The sequence below is a fragment of the Megamonas rupellensis DSM 19944 genome, assembly GCF_000378365.1.
Taxonomy (GTDB): domain Bacteria; phylum Bacillota; class Negativicutes; order Selenomonadales; family Selenomonadaceae; genus Megamonas; species Megamonas funiformis.
On the sequence record NZ_KB899597.1, the window covers coordinates 1 to 20,880 of the forward strand.

Sequence of the window (20,880 nt, forward strand, 5' to 3'; positions counted from 1 at the left end):
GTTCGCAAATTTGCCATGTTTGTGGTACAAAAAATCCTGAAACTAAAAATTTGGCAGTTCGTGAGTGGATTTGCGCAAAGTGCAAAACCAGCCACAATAGAGATAGAAATGCTGCTATAAATATATGGAAGGTTGGGGCATCAACCTTCTTTGGAGAGATATAGTAAGACCTGCTATTTTAGTAGGCAAGTATCGTTTGTATCCAAGAATCCCCTGCCTTTAGGCATGGGGAGTATGTCAAGCGAAGTATAAAATTAATCAACTGTAGGCATAAATAAAGCAGGCATATTATTAATCGTATCAGTAACTTTCTGCTCTGTTTCCATAGCTTTTCGATGTAATCGCTCAGCCTTAGCTAAATCTTTTGGTTTATTATCTTGAATACCGATAGCATAAGCTTTCCATGCTTGAATAGTATATGTCGTACTTTCCATGCGCAATTCATGTAAATGACGAGCACCTGTAGGTATTTGATAACTTTGTAGATAATTATACCAATCTTGATATGTTGGCACTATTTTATTATCAATAAAAGATTTTAACAATGCTCTTTGACTTGATGAAGGATTATTTTTGAAGTTTTCAGCTAAAACTATAAATTCGCTTTGTAATTGCTTGAATTGAGCATTATTTCTATCTAAATCGGCTTTAGTATTAGTCAAATAAGTATTTATATCTTGGCGATAAAGATTAGATATCATAGTTAGATAATCTTGATAATTAGTAACTTCGCTGACTTGCCAAATGCCTCCTTCATTTTTGACTAATTTTAATTTTAAATCAAAATTAGTATCTGTGTATTTATCTGCAACTAAAATTGTTGCCATAACTGAATTATCATCAATAGTTTCTATGGATTTTATTTCTTTGAAACTTATATTGAACAACAAAGAGCGATTGATTAATTCTGTATAATCGATACCTAATTGACGACCTTTAAGCATAGAATCATAATTGAATCGTTGCCAATTTCCAGTTTGAATATATTTATCAATGCTTTGAATTGTGCCATCAATAATGATGGGTTCAATGAGGGCATAGAATGTTTGATAAATACTATGTTCTTTTTCCGTATAGATTTTGTCGTTGATAAATATATCATTAGTCAAAATCTTATAATTTGGTGGTAATAAAGTTTTTAAATCTACGTATTTATGAATAGTATCAATATCACGATGTTCAAAGGCTGTTTGCAATTCTTCTAAAGCATGTTCAGGAGAATTAGTGCGTTGGTAATAGTAATAACCTCCTATAATCGATAAAATTAATAATACTAATAAAACTATAAAACAAGCAAATAAATTTTGTATGCGACGTTGTCTTCTTCGTTTAGCAACGGTTCGTTGCCATTTATCATCATTCATGATTAATTTACTCCAGGGTGAAAATTTGTATAATTATTATACCATAAAACAATATCGGTGGTTATTGCTTTTATTTTATGGTGTAAAGTTTACAATTTAATATTGACAAAAAATAATTGATGTGCAATAATATGAGCAAATCAATTCAAAAATTTAATACTTGCCTTAATGAAACCTATGAGGTGGAGATAAAAATATGAAATGCACTTACAGAGAGTAGGGGAGCTGAGAGCCTATAGTACGCAGCATATTAAATGGACCACTGAGGGTGCAGTCAACAGATTAGAGATAATCTTAGTATTCTGCAACGCGACACAAGCGTTAACTGTGAGGGATATGTTAGTATCCTGCAAAGAGGAGCGTTAGCTCAAACAAGGTGGTACCGCGAGTAGAGTATAATATATAATTTTAGTGATTTAATTATATAGAAATATAGATACCCGTCCTTGATGTTATTTTCAAGGACGGGTATTTTTATTTGCTTACAAATAGATTTATAAAGGAGGATTAAAATATGTACAAACCGACTCTGGCAGAATTAGAAGCAATAAAAACAGAATATAAAATAGTGCCAGTGAGTAAAGAGATATTTGCTGACCTTACGACACCGATTAAAGTGTTGAAAATCTTGAAAAATATAAGTGATAATGTGTATTTATTTGAAAGTGTGGAGAATACACATCATTGGGGCAGATATTCTTTCTTAGGTTTTAATCCTTCTTTAGAGATTAGTTGTAAAAATCATTTATTGAAGATAAAAAAAGCTAGCAATAATGAAATACAAGAAATTAAGACGGATAATCCAAATACAGAGATTAGAGAGATTTTAAAAGCATATAAAAGCCCTAAATTTGAATATTTACCGTCGTTTACTGGCGGATTGGTCGGATATTTTGCTTATGAATATCTACGTTATCAAGAAAGTAAATTGGATTTTGTAGATGAAACAATAAATAAAGACGAAGTTTCTTTCAATGATGTAGATTTAATGTTATTTGATAAGGTAATAGCTTTTGACCATTATACGAAAAAGATAATTTTAATTGTGAATATAAAAACTGATGATTTAAAAGCTAATTATGCTAAAGCCATTGAGGATTTAGAAAAATTAGCGAAACTCATTATTTATGGCAAAGAAAAAGAAATACCTTCAGGAAAACTATTATCTGATTTTAAACGAGAGTTTTCTAAAGATGAATATATAGATGTAGTGAAAAAGACACAGCATTATATCAAAGAAGGCGATATTTTTCAGGCTATCATTTCCAATCGCATAGAAGCAGATTTTTCAGGAAGTTTATTAAATGCTTATCGTATATTAAGAACGATAAACCCTTCGCCATATATGTTTTATTTAAGCTCTAAGCAAATTGAGCTGACAGGGGCTTCACCAGAAACATTGATAAAATTAGAGGATAAAGAATTAAAGACTTTTCCGATAGCTGGCACGATGCCAAGAGGTAAAGATGAACGAGAAGATGATTTATTAAAAACAAGATTATTAAGTGATGAAAAAGAATTGGCAGAACATAATATGCTAGTGGATTTGGGCAGAAATGATATCGGTAAAATCAGTAAATTCAATTCAGTAACAGTAGAAAATATGCATAAAGTAGAGTTTTTCTCTCATGTGATGCATATAACAACTACTGTAAAAGGAAAAATCAAAGATGATTGTGATGCTTTAGATGCTATCGTAGCTACTTTGCCAGCAGGAACATTATCTGGTGCGCCAAAAATACGAGCTATGGAAATCATTCATGAATTAGAGAAAAGCCCAAGAGGTATTTATGGTGGTGCTGTGGGATATATCGATTTTGCAGGTAATATGGATATGTGCATAGGTATAAGAATGGCAGTAGCAAAACAAGGTAAAGTATTTGTTCGTTCAGGTGGCGGAATAGTCAAAGATAGCATACCTGAAAATGAATACCAAGAAACGATAAATAAAGCCCAATCAATGATAGAGGCAATTACAAAAGCACAGGAGGTGGAAACATATGATTTTGTTAGTAGATAATTATGATAGTTTTGTGTACAACTTATATCAATTAATTGGCTCAATAAATCCAAAGATAAAAGTCATTCGCAATGATGAATTAAATATAGAGCAGGTAAAAAAGCTAAATCCAAGTCATATTGTGCTATCTCCAGGGCCAGGAAAACCTAGTGAAGCTGGAATTTGCAGTGAAATCGTGAAAGTTTTTCAAGGTGAGATACCGATTTTAGGGATTTGTTTAGGTCATCAAGTCATAGCTGAAGTTTTTGAAAGTATTGTAAGTTATGCCAAAGAAGTAGTTCATGGCAAAGCTTTTAAATTAAAGATAATGGAAAATTCACCTTTATTTAAGGGTATAGATAAAGAATTTATGGGAGCAAGATACCATTCTTTAGCGATTAAAAGAGAAACTTTAGGCGAAGATTTAAAGATAATAGCAACTACTGATGATGGTGAAATTATGGCAATAGAGCATAGAAGATATCCTATTTATGGATTGCAATTTCATCCTGAATCGATTTTAAGTGATAATGGCAAGAAATTAATTCAAAATTTTCTGGATATAAGAGGTGGTCAAAATGATAAAACAAGCAATATATCAATTGAGCAATAAACAAGATTTAACAACAGAGCAGGCTATAGTTTCCATGCAAGAAATCATGAGTGGAACAGCGAGTGATATTCAAATTGCTAGTTTTTTGACTGCTTTGCGATTAAAGGGCGAAACAATAGATGAAATAACAGCTTTTGCTCAAGTCATGAGAGAAAAAGCTCAAAGCATAGATTATAAAGATGATTTATTTGAAATAGTCGGCACAGGTGGAGACGAAGCAAATACATTTAATATTTCAACTACAGCAGGATTTGTAATTTCAGCTAGCGGTATAAAGGTAGCTAAACATGGTAATCGCAGTGTATCTAGTAAATGCGGTGCAGCTGATTGTTTAGAAGCTTTAGGCACTAAATTAGAATTAGATGCTAAGCAGAATGAAAAGATGCTAGATGAAATAGGCATGTGTTTTATGTTCGCACCGAAGTATCACAGTTCTATGAAATATGCTAGTCCTGTTAGACGTGAACTAGGCATTAGAACAGTATTCAACATCTTAGGGCCACTTGCTAATCCTGCAAATGCTAATCGACAATTGATGGGCGTTTATCAAGAAGAATTAGTAGAGCCATTAGCGAAAGTATTATCTAATCTCGGTGTAAAAAGAGGTGCTGTTGTCTATGGTTATGATGGTTTAGATGAGATAACAGCTTGTAATAAAACTTTAGTATGTGAAATCAAAGATAAAAAATTAAAGACATATACTTTAGATCCTAGAGATTATGGCATGGAATATGCAAATTCAGCTGAATTAGTTGGCGGAGATAAAAATGAAAATGCTCAAATTACAAGGGATATTTTAGCAGGAACTTTGGGGGCAAAACGCAATGCAGTATTATTAAATGCTGGCATGAGTATTTATTTAGCAAAAGATGGTTTATCTATACAAGATGGTATTAATATAGCCAAAGATACGATAGATACAGGCAAAGCTAAATATCAGATGGAACGATTTATCAAATATTCAAATGAGGTATGTTAAATGATTTTAGATGAAATTGTGAAGAAACGAAAAATCAATATAGCTAAACAAAAACAGATAAAATCATTGGCTATGCTAAAACAAGAAGCAGAATCTTTGCCCCAAAATAGAGACTTTCCTTTAGAAAAAGCATTGATGAAACAAGATATAAATTTTATCTGTGAAGTGAAAAAAGCATCACCATCAAAAGGAATTATAGCTCAAGATTTTCCTTATTTAACTATCGCTAAAGAATATGAATTAGCAGGAGCAAGTGCTATTTCTGTACTCACAGAGCCAGATTATTTTTTAGGTGAAGATAAATATTTACAAGAGATTGCTCAAAATGTCAGTATTCCTGTATTATGTAAGGATTTTATCATCGATGAATATCAGATTTATAAAGCAAAAATCTTGGGAGCTTCAGCGATTTTATTGATTTGTGCGATTTTAGATGATGAAACGCTTAAGAGATTTTTTACCTTAGCTGAAAAATTAGGGCTATCCTGTTTAGTGGAAGCTCATGATGAAAATGAGATAAAAAGAGCCTTGAAGATACAAGCGAGAATTATCGGTGTGAATAATCGCAATTTAAAAGATTTCACTGTAGATGTAGAAAATAGTTTAAATTTAAGGTCTTTAGTGCCTGAAAATGTGATTTTTGTTTCTGAAAGTGGCATAAAAACTAAAGAAGATATAGAAAAATTAAGAGTTCATCAAGTGCAAGCCGTGCTTATCGGTGAAACTTTTATGAGGGCTAAAGATAAAGTCTTAGCACTTAAGGAATTATATGGAAAGAAAATAAGCCCTAAAGTAAAATTTTGTGGCATGAAAACTAGAGAAGATATAGCTATCGTAAATAGATATACCCCAGATTATGTGGGGTTTATATTTGCTGAAAGTAAACGACAAGTAAGTATACAAACAGCAAATGATTTAGCTAAAAATTTAGATGAAAAAATTAAAAAAGTCGGTGTCTTTGTCAATACTTCGCTAACGCAAATTGAAGAGATAGCTCAGAAAGTTTCTTTAGATATCATTCAATTACATGGTGATGAGGATAATGAATTTATCAAAGCATTGAAAAATAAACTCGATTTGCCGATTTGGCAAGCGATAAAAGTAAAAGATATTGTTGATATAGAAAGAGCGAAACAAAGTATTGCCGATATGATTTTGTTTGATGCTTATGTAAAAGATAGTGCTGGTGGCACAGGAAAGAGTTTTAATTGGGATTTGCTTAAGGATTTTACAGGTGAATTTATCTTGGCTGGTGGTATAAATAAGCAAAATATCATTAGAGCGATAAGAACGACAAAACCATATATAGTAGATATCAGTAGTGGCATAGAAAAAGATAATCATAAAGATGAAAATGAAGTTAAGACGATAAGTGAACTTTTGCGAAAGGTAGGATAAATATGAGCGTGAATAAGATAAATAAAAAAGGTCGTTTTGGTAAATATGGCGGACAATATATGCCAGAGACTTTAATGAATGCAGTAAATCAATTAGAAGAAGCGTATTTAAAATATAAAGATGATCCAGATTTTGTCAGAGAATTAGAGGATTTACAGCGAAAATATACAGGTAGACCATCACTTTTATATTTTGCGGAAAAGATGACAAATGATTTAGGTGGAGCAAAGATTTATTTGAAACGAGAAGACTTAAATCATACAGGTTCTCATAAAATCAATAATGTTTTGGGGCAGATTTTATTGGCAAAACGCATGGGAAAAACTCGTGTAATTGCAGAAACAGGTGCAGGTCAACATGGCGTAGCTACAGCAACAGTGGCAGCACTTATGAATATGGAATGTGAAATCTTCATGGGCGAAGAAGATACGAAACGACAAGCATTAAATGTTTATCGCATGGAATTATTAGGAGCAAAAGTACATAGTGTTACTAAAGGAACAAGAACAATAAAAGATGCAGTAAATGAAGCTTTACGCGAATGGACTTCAAGAATTGATGATACACATTATGTTTTAGGTTCTGTTATGGGACCACATCCATTTCCAACTATTGTGCGTGATTTTCAATCTATCATCAGCAGAGAAGCTCGTGAACAGATATTAGACATGGAAAATAGATTGCCAGATGTAGTCATGGCTTGCGTTGGTGGCGGTAGCAATGCTATGGGCATGTTTTATAATTTTATTCCTGATAAACAAGTGAGATTGATTGGTTGTGAAGCAGCCGGAAAAGGTCTTGATACAGAAGAACATGCAGCTACTATTTCTAAAGGCACAGAAGGTATTTTCCATGGTATGAAATCCTATTTTTGTCAGGATAAATATGGTCAGATTGCTCCTGTATATTCTATTTCAGCAGGCTTAGATTATCCAGGTATTGGGCCAGAACATGCTTATTTACACGATAGTGGTAGAGCTGAATATGTAGCGATTACAGATGGTGAAGCAGTTGATGCATTTGAATATTTATCAAGAACAGAAGGAATTATCCCAGCGATTGAAAGTGCTCATGTTATAGCACAAGTGATGAAAATTGCACCGAAAATGAAAAAAGATGAAATCATCATTGTTTGCTTATCTGGTAGAGGAGATAAAGATGTAGCAGCTATGGCGAGATATAGAGGAGTGAAAATCAATGATTAAGATAGAAGAAGCATTTAAAAATAAGAAAGCATTTATTCCCTTTGTATTGGCAGGTTATCCGAATTTAGAAGCTACAGAAAAATTTATTCTAAAGATGGCAGAAGCTGGAGCTGATTTGATAGAAATAGGGATACCGTTTTCTGACCCAGTGGCAGAAGGAACAGTTATTCAAGCGGCTAGTAAAGTGGCTTTGAGTGGCAATATGACGACAAATGATATTTTTGATATGGCTGAAAAATTAAAGGGAAAAGTGAATATTCCGCTTGTATTTATGACTTATATAAACCCTATATTCGTTTATGGTAAAGACAAATTTTTTGCTAGATGTAAACAATGCAATATCAGTGGCGTTATTGTGGCTGATTTACCTTTTGAAGAAAAAGATGAAATTTTAACCCAAGCTAATGAAAATGATGTAGAAGTAATATCTTTGATAGCACCTACTTCAGAAAATCGCATAGGCATGATAGCTAATGAAGCACAGGGCTTTATCTATTGTGTATCCTCTTTAGGTGTAACAGGTGTTAGAAAAGAAATAAAAACAGATATACAAAGTATAGTAGATACTATTCGTAAATATACAGATAAACCAGTAGCTGTAGGTTTTGGTATCTCAACACCACAGCAAGCATATGATATGGCTAAAATTGCTGATGGTGTTATTGTAGGCAGTGCTGTTATCCGTATTATTGATAAATATGGCAAAGAGGCTACACCATATTTAGTTGACTATGTAAAATCTATGAAAGAAGCTATCTTAAAAGCATAATTAAAAATAATTTGTATAATAACAAAAACTCCCTTTAATTAAAGGGAGTTTTTGTTTTAAACAGCATTATAACCGAGTTCTAATGCCTGCATATTTTTATCAACTGTATGTGGTGGTACGCGATGTGCCACAGATTGTTTTACTGTTTCAAGCGAAACAATGCCAGAGAGTTTAACCATGATGCCAAGTGCAACTATATTGGCAAATAACAATTTGCCGAGTTTTTCAGAGGCCATTTTAGTGATTGGCACTTTAATGATATGTGGAAAATCTGGTGCATTTGGTACAAGGTCTTCATCAACGATTAATAAGCCATTGTCTTTGTCTAAATCGCCATAATATTTGTCAGCTGCTTGTTGTGTCATAGCAAGTACGATATCTGGATTTATAACTTTAGGATGATAAATCGGATTATCGGAAATAATTACTTCCGCTTTAGAAGCACCACCACGTGCTTCTGGACCATAAGATTGAGATTGAACAGCTTGTTTGCCTTCACTTACAGCAGCTTCAGCAAAGATAATTGCTGCTGTGATAACGCCCTGACCTCCTGAACCGGATAAACGGAGTTGTTTCATCATTTTTCAACACCTCCAGCTATTTCGATAACTTTATCATAGGCATGGTCATAATCAATAGATTGATGTTGATGTAATAGACCAATTGGGAATTTGCCTACTTTTTTATCATCAGCTAATTTATCAAAAGCTGGCTTCATAACTGCATTATCACGCATCCACATCATCATCTGTGCAGGATCTGCCATTTTATTTTTACGACCGAAAGCTGTTGGACATTGTACTATAGCTTCAATCAAGGAGAAACCTTTATTTTCAATACCGCCAGCTATCATATTGATCAAATGTGGTACATGATAAGCTGTGCTTCTTGCCACATATGTAGCACCTGCTGCTGCTGCCAAATTGCATGGGTCAAATGGATTATCAACGCAACCATATGGAGCAGTTGTCGCTTTTTTATCAAGCGGAGTAGTAGGTGATGCCTGACCACCTGTCATACCATAAATATTGTTGTTGAATAATACGACAGTTAAATCTACATTACGTCTTGCACCATGAATAAAGTGATTGCCACCGATAGCCATGCAATCGCCATCGCCTGTGATTACAATTACATTGAGTTCAGGTCTAGCAAGTTTTATACCTGTTGCAAATGGAATAGCTCTACCATGAGCTGTATGAAGTGTATCAAAATCCATATAACCAGATGCACGTGAAGAGCAACCAATACCGGATACGATTACTGTTTTATCTGGATCGAGATTTTTCTTGACGATAGCTTCTACAATTGCTTTCATTACAATACCATTACCGCAACCAGGGCACCATAAATGCGGAAGGCGGTTTTGACGGAAATGTTGTTCATAAACTCTAGGTTTCATTAATTATTGCCTCCTTCGCACATTTTAATAATAGCTGTTTCAATTTCAGTTGGAGTGAAAATCTGTGTATCGTATTTGCCTAAGAATTCTACTTTGCATTTGCCTTCACTTGCACGTTGTACTTCATGTACAAGTTGTCCATAGTTAAGTTCAGGGACTAAAATAGCATCAACTTTGTCTGCTAAATCTGCAATAACTTTATCGGCAAATGGCCAAATTGTGATAAGGCGTACCATGCCGACTTTATAGCCTTTTTTGCGAGCTTCGAGCATAGCTTCATACGCTGTACGAGCTGTACCACCATAGCTTACAATTGCATATTGTGCATCTTCCATATTATATGCTTCATAATGACAAATTTCATCACGAGCAATATCTATTTTTTTATGCAATCTATCAATGACTTCTTTAGTAACCATTGGGCTACCTGATGGGAAGCCTGTTTCATCATGAATAAGACCAGTTACATGAATGTGATATCCTTTACCAAAATCAGCAATATTTGGCACTAAGTCAGTGTTAGGAGTATATGCTTTATATTCTGGTGATGGTGCCATCTTTGGTTGACGACGAGGATAAATTTCTATATCGTCTTTCTCAGGAACATCTATGTTTTCACGTAAATGACCTACAATTTCATCCATCAATAAAATAACTGGTGTACGAAAGCGTTCTGCATAATTTACCGCCATAACAGTAACGTCAAAAGTTTCACGCACACTCCATGGAGAAAGCGCAATGATGGAATGGTCGCCATGTGTTCCCCATCGTGCCTGCATGATATCGCCTTGTGCAGGAGATGTTGGCTGTCCAGTTGATGGACCTACACGTTGTACATTGGCAATAACTACTGGAATTTCAGCAGCACAAGCATAACCGATTAATTCCTGTTTTAAAGAAAAGCCAGGACCAGAAGTTGCTGTTAATACTTTATCACCAGCAAGAGAAGCGCCTAAAACAGCACCCATACTAGCGATTTCATCTTCCATTTGAACGAATTTACCGCCCATTTTAGGCAATAATTTAGCCATTGTTTCAGCGATTTCTGTAGATGGTGTAATTGGATAACCTGCAAAAAAGCGCACACCAGCAGCTAAAGCACCATAACTGCACGCTTCATTGCCTTGCATTAATTTAATCATTAATTTTCCTCCTTATCTACAAAAATAGCATAATCTGGGCAACGTAATTCACATTGTCCACAACCTATACAAGCATCAGCATTGACAATCTGACAGTGATTTAATACATCTAATTGCAAAACTTTTTTTGGACAAAAAGCCACGCAAATACCGCAGCCTTTGCACCTTTGTGTTTTCAAATAAATAATGTTCTTCAAAATTACACTCCTAAACTTTTAAATATATACATAAAATAAACATAAATATTAGTAACAATAAATTTGTTATTTGCTACATTCAATATCAGTCATGACATCTATTATATAACAAAAAAGTGTAAATGTGTAAATGTATACAATATATATTTTAAAACAAATTATATTTAAATATATGAAAATATCTTGACTATCAAGAAAAATAGTATATAATATTAATTAATAATAATTCTTTTTTAGTTAGATTTAAAAAGTAAGAGAGTAAATTGGAAAGGAAGCGATTTGAATGGAATTAAAAGGCAGTAAAACAGAACAAAACTTATGGGCGGCATTTGCTGGTGAATCTCAGGCACGTAATAAATATACGTACTATGCTTCTAAAGCAAAAAAAGATGGTTATGTTCAGATTGCTAAAATTTTTGAAGAAACAGCTGCAAATGAAAAAGAACATGCTAAAATTTGGTTTAAATTAGTAGATAAAATTGGTACTACTGAAGAAAACTTAAAAGCAGCAGCTGCTGGTGAACATGAAGAATGGACTTCTATGTATCCAGAATTCGCAAAAGTAGCACGTGAAGAAGGTTTCACTCGCATTGCTAACCTCTTTGAAATGGTTGCTAAAATTGAACAAGAACATGATGCTCGTTACAATTTATTATTAGCAAATATTCAAGAAGATAAAGTTTTCAAACGCAATGAAAAAATGATTTGGATGTGTTCAAACTGTGGTCATGTATATGAAGGTACAGAAGCTCCAGAAATTTGTCCTGTATGTGCTCATCCAAAAGCATTCTTTGAAATTAAAGCAAACAATTATTAATTCGGTTAAAAAAGGCTAGTTAGATTATATCTAACTAGCCTTTTTATTTTATATTTTATTTTAACCGAATATATAAGCAACTACTGTATATAAGAATAAAAGTAAAATAATACCCATAAAGAAAATCTGTGCCTTATAGAGCCATTCTCTAACATTATCAGACACTTTTGCATGACGATTTGCATACATAATTACTAAAGCAATTTCTAAAACTAAGTAAGTAGCAAAGCTTATTGGAGCTAAAATTAAACTTTCCCACATAGTTACTAATAATAAGAAGTTAATGACGATTAATAGGATTAACCAAATATCTTTACCGTACTTTTTCTGTTCTTTAGGTGCATTTTGTTGTTCTTTTGTTTTAGTAATTTTATTACTAATTCGTTTACTCATTCTAGCCATAGAAAAAACCATCCTCAACATTTTAATTTATGAATAAAGTATAACAAATATAATTTTAGCTCACAAGTTAACAAATAAACAATATTTTTTGTACAAATGTTATTATTTTTTTAGAAAATAATTGATAGTTTGTTACACACTTGTTAAAATAGTTAATATCTTAAAGATTTTAGGCGACAAACTTTACAGAATAGAGGTTTATAAATATTATGATTAGAGAACATCGAAATCGAGAAAAATTAATAAATTATTACAAAATTTTTATAAATAAAGGTATAACTGACCCTAATGTACATCCATGGATAAAAGAATCATGGGAATTATCTAAGCAATATCAAGTTAATCCTAAAAAAATTCCAGCAACTGCTAGATTATCAGCATATGAATTGGCTCAATTACAAAGCAAACACAGTGATGCTATTGAGTATTTAGATAATTTTATCGACAGTATTGTGGACTTTTTACATGAATATAATCTATGTTTAACTATCATGGATTCAGAATGTACTGTACTAAAAAAATATGCCAATCCAACATCAAGACTTATTGATAGATTAGAAGGCGTAAGCTTAACTACGAAAAACGTAGGTACACTTAGTTGCAATATTGTAAAAGAACATAAAGTACCATTTTGGGTATTTGGCCCAGAAATTTGGCTTGAAGAATTACATGAAATGAATAGTGGTTCTGTGCCAATTATGGTCAATGGGGAATTAACATATATCGTATCTTTAACTGTAATGGAATATGAAAAAATTCCTCAAGATGTAGTTTTAGCATTATTATTTACATTAAAAACTGCTTTAGAATTAAATATTAGACAATCTTTGAATATTAAAGCTCAGAAAGCTATTTTAGATGCAGCGCCATTTGCTGTATATCATATTATGTCTGAAGATAAAATTGTTTATGCAAATCGCATGGGTGAAGAACGTTTATCCGCTATTAATGCTATAAATGAAAATAAAGAAACAGCTCATTTAAAAGATATTGTATTGAATTATACACATACTCCTATTTATGATGGTTTCCAAGGTATTTCTTGCTATAATCGTGAAACTACATGGATTACTAATAATAAAACTTATGAAGATATTACTACTGTTGTGCCATTGAAAAATTCTGAAGATGATGAAGATGTACAAAGTGTAGTTACAGTATCTATGCCAATTGAAGATTTACGTACTTTAGTAGCTCATGCTTCTGGTTATACAGCAAAATATAGCTTATCTTCTATGGTTGGAGAAAGTAAATCTTTTGTACAGATGAAAGAACGTGCTTATCGTGTAGCTCGTAATAAAAATCATATTTTATTACAAGGTGAAGCTGGCATTGGCAAACAGCGTTTAGCGCATGGTATCCATATGGCTAGTATGCGTATGGCAGGTCCATTGATTTCTATAAATTGTGCAGATTCTACACCAGAATTATTGGAACAAGATATCTTTGGCGCAGCTACAGATTCTGATGTAAGTCATCCAGGTAAATTAGAATTAGCAAGTAAAGGTACTTTATTTATTGATGAAATCGAAAAATTACCAAGCTCTATTGCTAAAATGTTAGCTAAAGCTTTATCCGAAAAGAAAACTCATCGTATCGGTGAAAGCTTAGAACGCAGTATTGATGTACGCATTATTGCTGCAAGTGATGCAAATTTAAGACGTTTGACTGAAAAAGGTCAATTCGATGAAAAATTATTTAATATAATTTCTCGCAGTATTATACGTGTGCCATCACTTCGTTCTCGTAGAGATGATATTCCGATGTTATCTATTAATATTATTGAAGAATTATCTAAACAACATCAAATGGAGCCAAAAGTTTTATTACCAGAGTCTTTAGAAGTATTGAGAACTTATGATTGGCCAGGAAATATCAAACAATTGCAAAGCGTATTAGAATATTCATTCTTCAATACAAGTGGACATGAAATTTATCCTACAGATATTAATTTAATGGGTAGCGTAAAACCAGATAATAAATGGAAAACAGATAAAGAAATATTCCTCAAAGCATGGAAAGCAGCTGGCGGAAACGTAAGCCGTTTATCTAACCTCTTGAGTGTAAGTCGTGTTACTTTATATCGTTATATTAAAAAATATGGATTGGAAAAATAAAAAAAAGCTTGGCTATCGCCAAGCTTTTTTATTATATAAATTTATCAATAACGTACGCTATACCATCTTCATCACAATCTTTAGTAATGAATTGAGCAATATTTTTCACATCATCAATAGCGTTTTCCATGGCAACACCTAAACCGACATATTCAATCATAGCTAAATCATTATCACCATCACCACAAGCCATGATTTCGCTTTTGTCTATTTGTAAATATTGAGCTAATTTACTTAGTCCTACTGCTTTATCAATGCCAGGAGGTGTTATATCCATAGTATATCCAGTATTTTGTTGTAGACCAATTCTATCTTTGAATATATCAGTTAATTCATCTTGAATTTCTTGGATTTTTCCATTTAAGTTACAAACAACTAACTGCGTAACGTTTTCTGTATATTTTTCAAAATCCTCGCCGACTTCTACTATGTTTAATCCTTTTGTAGTTTTATAAGCAGGGAACATATCCATATCTACATAGCGAACATAAATTGTATCGCCAATATACCAACGAATATACCAATTTTTTTGATAACAAATAGATATTAATTCAGTTATAGTATCTTTAGAAAAATGAGCTTCATAGATGCTTTTTCCTGTATTTAAATCTTTAACAACACCACCATTACAAGATACTACAGGGCAGTTCATATTTAATTGTTTAGCAAAATAAGAAGCAGATGCAGGCATACGACCAGTGGCTATAGTTACATAAATACCTTTATCCATAGCTTTTTTTATGGCTAAAGCATTTTTTTCAGGAACAAGTTTTTGTCGATTGAGTAAAGTACCGTCCATGTCTAAGGCAATGAGTTTTATAGTCATAAAATATTTTCTCCTTTAACTTTATCATTGAAATCCCAAAATAGTGAACAATTAGCTTTTGCTAATGCTGTAACTATGGCTTTTGGTGGCATTTTTGTAGTCAAAACAATATCTACATCACTTAATTTACCAAATTTATAAGCAGGCTGTAGCAGAAATTTACCAGAATCTGCAAGTACACAAGTAAGTGTAGAATTTTTGGCAATCAAATGTTTGATAGCAGCATCTTCATTTTCAAAGGTGTAAAATCCATCTTCAGTAATACTAGCCGCACCTAAAAAGGCGATATCAAAACGGATATTATCAAGTGTGGCTAATGTTTCACTGCCATAGAAATAGCGATTTACAGGATTGAGTTTGCCACCTAATAAGTGTAAATCTAAAGCAGCGTTATCTTTTAATTGTTCAATGATGTCAATAGAATTACTATATATAGTAGATTTTTCTTTGATGTATTTGCACATATATTGAACTGTTGTCGATGTATCTAAATAGCAAATAGCATTTTTTTTGATATATGATGAAGCTACTTTGCCTAATAAATCTTTATTGGAGTTTTTTAAATTTGCTCGTTCTTTGAAGCTTTGACGAAGTTGCACTGTAGGTAAGGTGATACCACCATGTGTGCGTAAAGCGATTTTTTGTTCTACTAAACAGATGATATCGCGTCTAGCTGTATCTCGAGATATATTGAATGTAGACATGATTTCTTGTTTAGATAGACTTTTTTTCTTGCGTAATAAATTCATGATTTGATATAAACGTTCTTCTTGATACATATAATCACCACAATTTCTTAGCTCGTTAAGTTAATTTTAAGCAAGTATAAGCATTATGTCAATTTGATATTTAATCTGTAATTTAGGTAAAATAATGAGAAGAAGGCTTTTATAATTTTGAATTTATAAAGGAGTTGATGTAGTGAATAGTGTTGTTTGTATTACTAGTGCGGGCATTTTATGGGGAATTATTGCCATTTTCATCAGTTTATTAAAGGACTTAGGTTTTAATTCGTTGCAATGTGTAGCGATAAGAGTATTCTTTTCAGCTTTATGTTTAGTTATTTATTTAAGTATTTTTGATAGAAGTAAATTAAAAATTGAATTTAAGGATATAATTTATTTTTTAGGTACAGGTATTTTTAGTATTATCTTTTTTAATTATTGTTATTTTGAAGCGATTGAAGTCATTGGCGGTGTGGCAATTCCTGCACTTTTATTGTATATGGCACCTATATTTGTAATGATAATGTCTTTTTTCTTTTTTCATGAAAAATTGAATAAGCGAAAAGTATTGGCTTTATTTATAACTATTATCGGTTTATGTTTTATTACAGGAGCATTTTCTCAAGAAGTAATTTTAAGTGGCAAGGCTATATTATTAGGTTTAGGTGCAGGTTTTGGTTATGCGTTATATAGCATTTTTAGCAAGATGATAATAGATAAATATGAAGCAGTAACTATTATTACGTATACTTTTGTAGTGGCAGCTATCGGAAGTATTCCTTTGTCTGGAATTATATATCATGTAAATGAGCTTTTGAATTTGCAAGCTATTATAGCTACAATTGGATTGGCTATTTTTTGTACAGTAATGCCGTTTTTACTTTATACTACAGGGCTAAAAAAATTAGAGGCAGGAAAAGCTTCAATATTAGCTACGATTGAACCTATTGTATCAGCTATAGTGGGATTGATATTTTTTCAAGAAGTATTTGATTTAACGAAGATATTGGGTATGATATGCATTATTTCGGCAATATTAATACTTAATTTAAATTTAGTAAAAGCTAAATCTGTAAATTAAGTTAATTTTAATGGAGTCAAGTTAAACAAAAAGCTTTTTCATTGCAGGCATTTTGTGAATATTGTAGAATGAAAATAATAAAAAGGAGGCTGATTATTTTGTTGAAAAAATGTTTAGAGAATGTGTGTAAAAATTCTCCATTAATACATAATATTACTAATTATGTTACTGTAAATGATTGTGCAAATATTTTATTAGCTTGTGGAGCATCACCTATTATGGCTGATGATATTAATGAAGTAGAAGAAATCACCAGCATTTGTAATGGTTTAAATATAAATATTGGTACGTTGAATTCAAGAACAATTAATTCTATGCATAAAGCAGGTTGGATGGCTAATAGATTAAGTCATGCAGTTTTATTAGACCCTGTAGGTGTAGGAGCGTCAGAACTTCGCACTCGCACTGCTGTTGAATTAGTAAAAAATATAAAATTTGATGTAATCCGCGGTAATATTTCTGAAATAAAAACTTTAGCAAATGGAAGTGGTTCAACTCGTGGTGTAGATGCTGATATAAGAGATAGCATTACTGAAGAGAATTTAACAGAATATGTAAAATTTGCTAAGCAATTATCTAAAAATATGGATGCTATTATTGCTATTAGTGGTGTCATTGATATTGTGGCTGATAGTAAAGATGCTTATGTGATTTACAATGGTCATAAAATCATGAGTAAAATTACAGGCAGTGGTTGTATGTTATCAGCATTTACTACAGCTTATTTAGCAGCAAATAAAGATAATAAATTAATAGCTACCGTAGCAGCTTTTTGTGCTATGGGTGTAGCAGGTGAAATCGCTCAAAAACGCATGGGCGAATTAGATGGCAATGCTAGCTTTAGAAATTATTTAATTGATGCTATTTATAATATGACTGGTGAACAGTTAGAAGCTATGGCTAAATATGAAAAGAGATGATAGAGATGAATGAAATGAAAAAAGTTTTGACAATAGCAGGTTCAGATTGTAGTGGTGGAGCAGGTATTCAAGCAGATATAAAGACAATTACTGCTCATAAAATGTATGCAATGAGTGCAATTACAGCTCTTACAGCTCAAAATACAACTGGTGTGTACGGCATTTTAGATGCAGGGGCTGACTTTGTTGGCAGACAATTGGATTGTATTTTCCAAGATATTTATCCTGATGCAGTTAAAATCGGTATGGTAGCAAATAAAGAAATCATTGAGATGATTGCTCATAAATTAGTAGAATATAAAGCTAAAAATATCGTTGCTGACCCAGTAATGGTTTCTACAGCTGGTAGTCGTTTGATGGAAGAAGATGCGGCAAATACTTTAATTGAAAAATTATTGCCATTAGCTACAGTAATTACACCAAATCTAGCAGAAGCAGAAGTTTTATGTGGCTTTGCTATCAAGACAAAAGAAGATTGCATAAAAGCAGCACAGACTATTTCCCAAAAGATACCGACTGCTATTTTGATTAAAGGTGGTCATTTGGAAGATACAGCAGATGATTTGCTTTGGGACCATGGAGAAATTCATTGGTTTGAAGGTAAACGCATAGACAATCCAAATACCCATGGCACAGGTTGTACTTTATCATCAGCGATTGCTTCTAATTTAGCTGCTGGTCATGATTTAGTTACAAGCATTAAAAATGCCAAAGATTATATCACAGGAGCATTAAAAGCTAATTTAGATTTAGGAAAAGGCAGTGGCCCTTTAAATCATATGTATAATTTATAAATAAAAAAATCGCCTTAAATTAAGGCGATTTTTATTTTAAAAATTTAATACAAGATGAAAGGAGTAAAAAGATTTTTCATGGACAAAAGTAAATTAAATTACCAGAAAAATTTGTTACTGATAATAGTTGTACTATTTTGGTTTGCTCAATATGTATATGTGCCTTTTCAAACACCATATTTATCAACTATGCAGGTTTCTTCTAGCATGATTGGCATAATTATAGGCATATATGGTTTTTCACAAATGATATTGAGAATGCCCATTGGCATTATGGCAGATAAAAATGGTCGTCATAAATTATTTATCATTTTAGGAGTTACAGCTTCAGCATTAGCTTCGGTATTTCGCATTATTTTAGAACCGCAAACAGGTTTTTTAGTGGGAAATATATTATCTGGTTTTGCTTCAGCTATGTGGATTTCTTTCATGGTTTTATATGCTAGTTATTTCACTTGTGAAAATCTACAGCGAGCAATGGGTCTTATCATGGCTGCTAATAATATAGGCGTTTTAGGTGGTTTTGTTTTAAGTACCTTGAGCTATAATCATTTAGGTATGAATTTTTTATGTTTATTGAGTATCTGTAGTGGTGTGCCAGCGATATTATTATCTTTTGGTATTAAAGAGCAAAAAACAAAGACAGTAAAAATAGTACCGAAAACATCAGATTTAATAAAAGTTTATGCAGATAAAAGATTGATTTTCTTTTCGATATTGGCATTAGTTCAACAAGGTATCTTAATGGCTACTTGTATGAGTTTTACAACGCAGATTGCTCATGAAATAAATGCGAGTGCATTTCAAATTGGTTTACTATCCATCGTATATATTATTGTAGCAGTGCTAGCTTCTTATTTTTCAGCAAGTAATTTTGCCAGACGATTGGGTTCATCACTTTGGATACCTTTTATTTTATTCGTTTTAGCTATATATTGTTTTGCTGTACCTAATATTTTTTCGCCTAATTTATTGATTGCAATTCAAATATTAGCTGGATTATCTACAGGGATTGTTTTTTCTTTTTGCACTTCAGAAGCAATGAAGAATGTTCCTATCGAAAAACGTTCTACAGCTATGGGATATTATCAGGCTATTTATGCAGTGGGAATGACGATAGTCCCAATGATAGCTGGCAATATCGCAGAAATATATAATCTAAATATAGCTTTTTATCTTGAAGGTATTATAGCTGTAATAGCTACTGTGGCAAGTATGATTTATTTTAAATACGATAATAGAAAAATAATTAAAGGATAATTGCTAAATAATAGAAGATAATTCCAGTATATTATGATATAATTTTATTGAAAATTGTTATCATTTATTTAATGAGGTGCAAAGTGGAATTATCAAATAAAATTTTGATGCGATATTTTTGGATAAGCTTAGGTTGTATAAGCTTTATATTGGGAACTATAGGAATTATATTGCCATTATTACCAACGGTACCTTTTTATTTGTTAACTCTATATTGTTTTTCTAAAGGTTCACAGAGATTACATCAATGGTTTAGGCAAACTGATTTATATAAAAAACATTTGGCAGATTTTGTGCAAAAGCGAGCAATGAGTATAAAGGCAAAATTCAAGGTGCTTTTTATGGTAACAGTAATAATGAGCATAGGTTATTATTTTATGCCAGCTGAATTCTTTTGGGTACAATATGTTATGCTTACCGTTTGGATAATACATATTATTTATTTGTTTTGGGGCATAAAAACAGAAAAATATAGATGAAAATAAAAATAAGAGGCTAAAATTAGCCTCTTATTTTGCTTTAGCTAAGATAAATACTGTACTTAAAATCAATACTGCTCCCATAAGTTCGATAGAGGAGAAATTGACATACTCCCCATGCCTAAATGCAGGGGATTCTTGGATACAAACGATACTTGCCTACTAAAATAGCAGGTCTTACTATATCTCTCCAAAGAAGGTTGATGCCCCAACCTTCCATATATTTATAGCAGCATTTCTATCTCTATCGTGGCTGGTTTTGCACTTTGCGCAAATCCACTCACGAACTGCCAAATTTTTAGTTTCAGGATTTTTTGTACCACAAACATGGCAAATTTGCGAACTTGGATAGTATCTATCTATCTTTTGCACTATTGAGCCAATTTCTCTC

General features: G+C 32.3%; 23 protein-coding genes. 14 read left to right on the plus strand and 9 right to left on the minus strand.

Features of this window, described 5'->3' with window-relative positions:
• On the plus strand, positions 1-164 hold a 164-nt coding region (locus F553_RS12385; protein WP_156809636.1), incomplete at its 5' end, for a zinc ribbon domain-containing protein.
• A gap of 90 nt (positions 165-254) precedes the next feature.
• On the opposite strand, the gene F553_RS0109565 is transcribed toward F553_RS12385, so the two are convergent.
• Complete coding sequence (locus F553_RS0109565; protein WP_018999927.1) at positions 255-1,364, minus strand: hypothetical protein; 1,110 nt, start codon at positions 1,362-1,364, stop codon at positions 255-257.
• Positions 1,365-1,878: 514 nt separating this feature from the next.
• On the opposite strand from F553_RS0109565, the gene trpE reads away from it, so the two are divergent.
• Genes trpE through trpA form a run of 6 tightly spaced genes read left to right on the plus strand, consistent with a single transcriptional unit; the run spans position 1,879 to position 8,327 of the window.
• Positions 1,879-3,384, plus strand: a complete 1,506-nt coding sequence (trpE, locus tag F553_RS0109570) for an anthranilate synthase component I (protein WP_018999928.1) — start codon at positions 1,879-1,881, stop codon at positions 3,382-3,384.
• Positions 3,365-3,976 (plus strand): anthranilate synthase component II, encoded by a 612-nt coding sequence (locus F553_RS0109575; protein WP_018999929.1) that lies wholly within the window; start codon positions 3,365-3,367, stop codon positions 3,974-3,976. The genes trpE and F553_RS0109575 overlap by 20 nt, the downstream gene beginning before the upstream one ends.
• On the plus strand, positions 3,942-4,955 hold the full coding sequence (gene trpD / locus F553_RS0109580) for an anthranilate phosphoribosyltransferase (protein WP_018999930.1): 1,014 nt from the start codon (positions 3,942-3,944) through the stop codon (positions 4,953-4,955). Before F553_RS0109575 ends, trpD begins: the two co-directional genes overlap by 35 nt.
• Positions 4,956-6,353 carry a bifunctional indole-3-glycerol-phosphate synthase TrpC/phosphoribosylanthranilate isomerase TrpF gene (trpCF, locus tag F553_RS0109585; protein WP_018999931.1) on the plus strand — a complete coding sequence of 466 codons (1,398 nt, stop codon included), beginning with the start codon at positions 4,956-4,958 and terminating at the stop codon, positions 6,351-6,353.
• 2 nt (positions 6,354-6,355) lie between these two features.
• Positions 6,356-7,558 (plus strand): tryptophan synthase subunit beta, encoded by a 1,203-nt coding sequence (trpB, locus tag F553_RS0109590; protein ID WP_018999932.1) that lies wholly within the window; start codon positions 6,356-6,358, stop codon positions 7,556-7,558.
• The gene (gene trpA, locus F553_RS0109595; RefSeq protein WP_018999933.1) at positions 7,551-8,327 is read left to right on the plus strand and encodes a tryptophan synthase subunit alpha; all 777 of its coding nucleotides are present in this window, start codon (positions 7,551-7,553) and stop codon (positions 8,325-8,327) included. Before trpB ends, trpA begins: the two co-directional genes overlap by 8 nt.
• 56 nt (positions 8,328-8,383) lie before the next feature.
• On the opposite strand, the gene F553_RS0109600 is transcribed toward trpA, so the two are convergent.
• From F553_RS0109600 to F553_RS0109615, 4 genes are read right to left on the minus strand one after another with little or no spacing between them, the layout of a single operon-like run.
• Positions 8,384-8,908, minus strand: coding sequence for a 2-oxoacid:acceptor oxidoreductase family protein (locus tag F553_RS0109600; protein ID WP_008539285.1), 525 nt, complete (start codon positions 8,906-8,908; stop codon positions 8,384-8,386).
• Positions 8,905-9,729, minus strand: a complete 825-nt coding sequence (locus tag F553_RS0109605) for a 2-oxoacid:ferredoxin oxidoreductase subunit beta (protein ID WP_008539286.1) — start codon at positions 9,727-9,729, stop codon at positions 8,905-8,907. The genes F553_RS0109600 and F553_RS0109605 overlap by 4 nt, the downstream gene beginning before the upstream one ends.
• A complete protein-coding gene (locus F553_RS0109610) occupies positions 9,729-10,871 on the minus strand; it encodes a 2-oxoacid:acceptor oxidoreductase subunit alpha (protein ID WP_018999934.1) in 1,143 nt (380 codons plus the stop codon). Before F553_RS0109610 ends, F553_RS0109605 begins: the two co-directional genes overlap by 1 nt.
• Positions 10,871-11,068 carry a 4Fe-4S binding protein gene (locus F553_RS0109615; protein ID WP_008539288.1) on the minus strand — a complete coding sequence of 66 codons (198 nt, stop codon included), beginning with the start codon at positions 11,066-11,068 and terminating at the stop codon, positions 10,871-10,873. The genes F553_RS0109610 and F553_RS0109615 overlap by 1 nt, the downstream gene beginning before the upstream one ends.
• 283 nt (positions 11,069-11,351) lie before the next feature.
• Here F553_RS0109615 and rbr point away from each other — a divergent pair, with 283 nt between their 5' ends.
• Positions 11,352-11,885 (plus strand): rubrerythrin, encoded by a 534-nt coding sequence (gene rbr / locus F553_RS0109620; RefSeq protein ID WP_018999935.1) that lies wholly within the window; start codon positions 11,352-11,354, stop codon positions 11,883-11,885.
• A 60-nt stretch (positions 11,886-11,945) separates the two neighbouring features.
• On the opposite strand, the gene F553_RS0109625 is transcribed toward rbr, so the two are convergent.
• Positions 11,946-12,287, minus strand: a complete 342-nt coding sequence (locus F553_RS0109625) for a hypothetical protein (RefSeq protein WP_008539292.1) — start codon at positions 12,285-12,287, stop codon at positions 11,946-11,948.
• 209 nt (positions 12,288-12,496) lie between these two features.
• Here F553_RS0109625 and F553_RS0109630 point away from each other — a divergent pair, with 209 nt between their 5' ends.
• The gene (locus tag F553_RS0109630; RefSeq protein WP_018999936.1) at positions 12,497-14,404 is read left to right on the plus strand and encodes a sigma 54-interacting transcriptional regulator; all 1,908 of its coding nucleotides are present in this window, start codon (positions 12,497-12,499) and stop codon (positions 14,402-14,404) included.
• Between the two features lie 31 nt (positions 14,405-14,435).
• Here F553_RS0109630 and F553_RS0109635 read toward each other — a convergent pair whose 3' ends face one another.
• Both F553_RS0109635 and F553_RS0109640 read right to left on the minus strand, forming a co-directional pair.
• Positions 14,436-15,230 carry a Cof-type HAD-IIB family hydrolase gene (locus F553_RS0109635; RefSeq protein WP_018999937.1) on the minus strand — a complete coding sequence of 265 codons (795 nt, stop codon included), beginning with the start codon at positions 15,228-15,230 and terminating at the stop codon, positions 14,436-14,438.
• Positions 15,227-16,009 (minus strand): DeoR/GlpR family DNA-binding transcription regulator, encoded by a 783-nt coding sequence (locus tag F553_RS0109640; RefSeq protein ID WP_008539297.1) that lies wholly within the window; start codon positions 16,007-16,009, stop codon positions 15,227-15,229. Before F553_RS0109640 ends, F553_RS0109635 begins: the two co-directional genes overlap by 4 nt.
• Positions 16,010-16,151: 142 nt before the next feature.
• Between F553_RS0109640 and F553_RS11910 the strand changes: the two genes are divergently transcribed.
• The 5 genes from F553_RS11910 to F553_RS0109665 all read left to right on the plus strand — a co-directional run bounded on the left by F553_RS11910 (position 16,152) and on the right by F553_RS0109665 (position 20,489).
• On the plus strand, positions 16,152-17,036 hold the full coding sequence (locus F553_RS11910; protein ID WP_018999938.1) for a DMT family transporter: 885 nt from the start codon (positions 16,152-16,154) through the stop codon (positions 17,034-17,036).
• 98 nt (positions 17,037-17,134) lie between these two features.
• A complete protein-coding gene (thiM, locus tag F553_RS0109650) occupies positions 17,135-17,956 on the plus strand; it encodes a hydroxyethylthiazole kinase (RefSeq protein ID WP_018999939.1) in 822 nt (273 codons plus the stop codon).
• 5 nt (positions 17,957-17,961) lie between these two features.
• The gene (gene thiD / locus F553_RS0109655) at positions 17,962-18,750 is read left to right on the plus strand and encodes a bifunctional hydroxymethylpyrimidine kinase/phosphomethylpyrimidine kinase (RefSeq protein WP_018999940.1); all 789 of its coding nucleotides are present in this window, start codon (positions 17,962-17,964) and stop codon (positions 18,748-18,750) included.
• A gap of 78 nt (positions 18,751-18,828) precedes the next feature.
• A complete protein-coding gene (locus tag F553_RS0109660; protein ID WP_018999941.1) occupies positions 18,829-20,010 on the plus strand; it encodes an MFS transporter in 1,182 nt (393 codons plus the stop codon).
• Between the two features lie 83 nt (positions 20,011-20,093).
• Positions 20,094-20,489 carry a YbaN family protein gene (locus F553_RS0109665; RefSeq protein WP_018999942.1) on the plus strand — a complete coding sequence of 132 codons (396 nt, stop codon included), beginning with the start codon at positions 20,094-20,096 and terminating at the stop codon, positions 20,487-20,489.
• 180 nt (positions 20,490-20,669) lie between these two features.
• Here F553_RS0109665 and F553_RS0109670 read toward each other — a convergent pair.
• A partial coding sequence (locus F553_RS0109670) for a zinc ribbon domain-containing protein (RefSeq protein WP_018999943.1) occupies positions 20,670-20,880 on the minus strand: 211 nt, incomplete at its 5' end.

Excerpts from the sequence above, each read along its gene's own strand:
- F553_RS0109565 (WP_018999927.1), bottom strand. The coding sequence starts at position 1,364 with ATGAATGATGATAAATGGCAACGAACCGTTGCTAAACGAAGAAGACAA.
- trpE (WP_018999928.1), top strand. The coding sequence starts at position 1,879 with ATGTACAAACCGACTCTGGCAGAATTAGAAGCAATAAAAACAGAATAT.
- F553_RS0109575 (WP_018999929.1), top strand. The coding sequence starts at position 3,365 with ATGATTTTGTTAGTAGATAATTATGATAGTTTTGTGTACAACTTATAT.
- trpD (WP_018999930.1), top strand. The coding sequence starts at position 3,942 with ATGATAAAACAAGCAATATATCAATTGAGCAATAAACAAGATTTAACA.
- trpCF (WP_018999931.1), top strand. The coding sequence starts at position 4,956 with ATGATTTTAGATGAAATTGTGAAGAAACGAAAAATCAATATAGCTAAA.
- trpB (WP_018999932.1), top strand. The coding sequence starts at position 6,356 with ATGAGCGTGAATAAGATAAATAAAAAAGGTCGTTTTGGTAAATATGGC.
- trpA (WP_018999933.1), top strand. The coding sequence starts at position 7,551 with ATGATTAAGATAGAAGAAGCATTTAAAAATAAGAAAGCATTTATTCCC.
- F553_RS0109600 (WP_008539285.1), bottom strand. The coding sequence starts at position 8,908 with ATGATGAAACAACTCCGTTTATCCGGTTCAGGAGGTCAGGGCGTTATC.
- F553_RS0109605 (WP_008539286.1), bottom strand. The coding sequence starts at position 9,729 with ATGAAACCTAGAGTTTATGAACAACATTTCCGTCAAAACCGCCTTCCG.
- F553_RS0109610 (WP_018999934.1), bottom strand. The coding sequence starts at position 10,871 with ATGATTAAATTAATGCAAGGCAATGAAGCGTGCAGTTATGGTGCTTTA.
- rbr (WP_018999935.1), top strand. The coding sequence starts at position 11,352 with ATGGAATTAAAAGGCAGTAAAACAGAACAAAACTTATGGGCGGCATTT.
- F553_RS0109625 (WP_008539292.1), bottom strand. The coding sequence starts at position 12,287 with ATGGCTAGAATGAGTAAACGAATTAGTAATAAAATTACTAAAACAAAA.
- F553_RS0109630 (WP_018999936.1), top strand. The coding sequence starts at position 12,497 with ATGATTAGAGAACATCGAAATCGAGAAAAATTAATAAATTATTACAAA.
- F553_RS0109635 (WP_018999937.1), bottom strand. The coding sequence starts at position 15,230 with ATGACTATAAAACTCATTGCCTTAGACATGGACGGTACTTTACTCAAT.
- F553_RS0109640 (WP_008539297.1), bottom strand. The coding sequence starts at position 16,009 with ATGTATCAAGAAGAACGTTTATATCAAATCATGAATTTATTACGCAAG.
- thiD (WP_018999940.1), top strand. The coding sequence starts at position 17,962 with ATGAATGAAATGAAAAAAGTTTTGACAATAGCAGGTTCAGATTGTAGT.
- F553_RS0109660 (WP_018999941.1), top strand. The coding sequence starts at position 18,829 with ATGGACAAAAGTAAATTAAATTACCAGAAAAATTTGTTACTGATAATA.